The 1,931-nt window shown below is 57.7% G+C and carries 4 protein-coding genes; all 4 read right to left on the bottom strand.

Annotation, left to right across the window (positions count from 1 at the left end; translation table 11 throughout):
* A partial coding sequence (locus AC1DRJ_RS25910) for a cell envelope integrity TolA family protein (RefSeq protein ID WP_477804665.1) occupies positions 1-293 on the bottom strand: 293 nt, incomplete at its 3' end.
* Positions 293-745: a protein TolR gene (gene tolR, locus AC1DRJ_RS25905; RefSeq protein ID WP_161807482.1), complete on the bottom strand. Its 453-nt coding sequence runs from the start codon at positions 743-745 to the stop codon at positions 293-295. The genes AC1DRJ_RS25910 and tolR, both read right to left, overlap by 1 nt.
* 23 nt (positions 746-768) lie before the next feature.
* Positions 769-1,464 carry a protein TolQ gene (gene tolQ, locus AC1DRJ_RS25900; protein ID WP_452627901.1) on the bottom strand — a complete coding sequence of 232 codons (696 nt, stop codon included), beginning with the start codon at positions 1,462-1,464 and terminating at the stop codon, positions 769-771.
* Positions 1,454-1,921, bottom strand: a complete 468-nt coding sequence (ybgC, locus tag AC1DRJ_RS25895) for a tol-pal system-associated acyl-CoA thioesterase (RefSeq protein ID WP_477804664.1) — start codon at positions 1,919-1,921, stop codon at positions 1,454-1,456. The genes tolQ and ybgC overlap by 11 nt, the downstream gene beginning before the upstream one ends.
* Between the last annotated feature and the right edge of the window lie 10 nt (positions 1,922-1,931).

The raw sequence follows: 1,931 nt of genomic DNA, 5'->3' as shown, positions 1-1,931 counted from the left end.
GCCTTCACCGCTTCCTGCTCGACCTTCTTCTGTTCCAACTGTTCGATTTCGGTTTGACGCGCAGCAGATTTCTGCGCCTCACCCGCAATCTTCTGATTGGTCTGGGTGGTCGCCCGACTTTTCGATTTCAGCTGGTACAGCGTCGCCTGGACAATCGGCTTGGCCGGCGGCAACTCAGGTGTCATGGCAAAACTGACGAACAGCATGCCGAACACCAGCACGTGCAAGCCAATCGCCCAGACACTAGGCCAGAAGTAGCTTTCCGAGGCTGTTGGCTCTCGTTGTTGCTGCATCAGGGCGCCTCGGTAATCAAGCCAACATTACCGACTCCGGCCTTCTGCAACCCGCCCATGGCGCCCATGACCGAACCGTAGTCGACGGTCTTGTCGCCGCGGATGAACACCTGAGTGCGCTTGCCGCCTTCAGTGCCGGCACGAATGATCTTGGTCACCGCGTCAGTCATCTGCGGCAAGGTCATGGCCTTGTCCTGCTGCTTTTCGGTGTCGACTTCGCTGCCAAGGTTCCAGTAGTAGGTCTTGTCAGCCTTGATCGAAATGGTCAGGACTTGAGTGTTGTTGTCCTGCGGCAAGGCTTCGCTGGAAACCTTGGGCAGATCAACTTTCACGCCCTGATTGAGCATCGGCGCGGTCACCATGAAGATGACCAGCAGTACCAGCATCACGTCGATGTAAGGCACTACGTTCATCTCGGCTACCGGCTTGCGCTTTTTGCGAGCTCGAGCGATTAAAGCCATTGGAAATTACCTGCTTATTCTTCGCTGGTGTGCACTTTGCGGTGCAGGATCGCCTGGAATTCATCGGCGAAGGTGTAGTAACGGCCCAGCAGGGTTTCGCTGCGAGCAGCAAAACGGTTGTAAGCGATTACGGCCGGGATGGCGGCGAACAGACCGATCGCGGTGGCGATCAGTGCTTCGGCGATACCTGGAGCCACAGTGGCCAGGGTCGCTTGCTGGGCAGCGGCCAGACCACGGAAGGAGTTCATGATGCCCCAGACCGTACCGAACAGACCGATGTACGGGCTGACGGAACCGACGGTGGCGAGGAATGGCAAGCTCTGCTCAAGCTTTTCTTCTTCGCGGGAAATGGCAACGCGCATCGCACGGGCCACACCTTCCATGACCGCTTCCGGATCAACGCCTGGCTGCTGGCGCAGACGGGAGAATTCCTTGAAACCGGCACGAAAGATCTGCTCGACGCCCGAATCCGGATCAGGGTTGCTGCCAGCCTGACGGTAGAGTTTGGACAGGTCGATACCCGACCAGAAGCGCTCTTCAAAGCTCTCCAGGGCACGTCGACCGGCGCGCAGCAGATTGCTGCGCTGAAAGATCATGATCCATGAGGTGACCGATGCGGCTACCAGGATCAGCATTACCAGTTGCACCACGATACTGGCATTGCTGACCAGGCTCCACATGGAGGTATGGTCGACGACGTTAGCTTCCACGCTTTATCTCCTGCTTTGAGTGTGTACCCGCGCCGCTCACGTCGGCGAAGGCCGCACGTAGAGCTTCGGGAATGGCCCGGGGTTTTAAACTTTCAGTGCGCACACAGGCCACCAAAAACTGCCCTTCACAGAGCAGCACATTATCCGTAGCCCGCCTGACCTGCTGCTTGAAGCGCAGGCTGACACGGTTCAATTCGATTACTTCAGCGCTTACCAGAAGCTCGTCGTCCAGTCGCGCCGGCGCGTGGTAACGCGCTTCGCTGGAATGCACGACAAACAACAGGTCCTCACCTGCCAGCGCCGATTGGGCAAAGCCCAGATCTCGGAGCCGCTCGGTTCGAGCCCGTTCCATAAACTTGAGGTAATTGACGTAATACACGATGCCGCCCGCATCGGTGTCTTCGTAATAAACGCGACAACGATGTAGGAACGGCTCAAGCCCGTTTTGCGCGCGCATACTCTAGTGC

Source organism: Pseudomonas sp. P5_B2, assembly GCF_056400445.1.
This window is presented reverse-complemented; position numbering and strand designations above follow the sequence as displayed.

Excerpts from the sequence above, each read along its gene's own strand:
- ybgC (WP_477804664.1), bottom strand. The coding sequence starts at position 1,921 with ATGCGCGCGCAAAACGGGCTTGAGCCGTTCCTACATCGTTGTCGCGTT.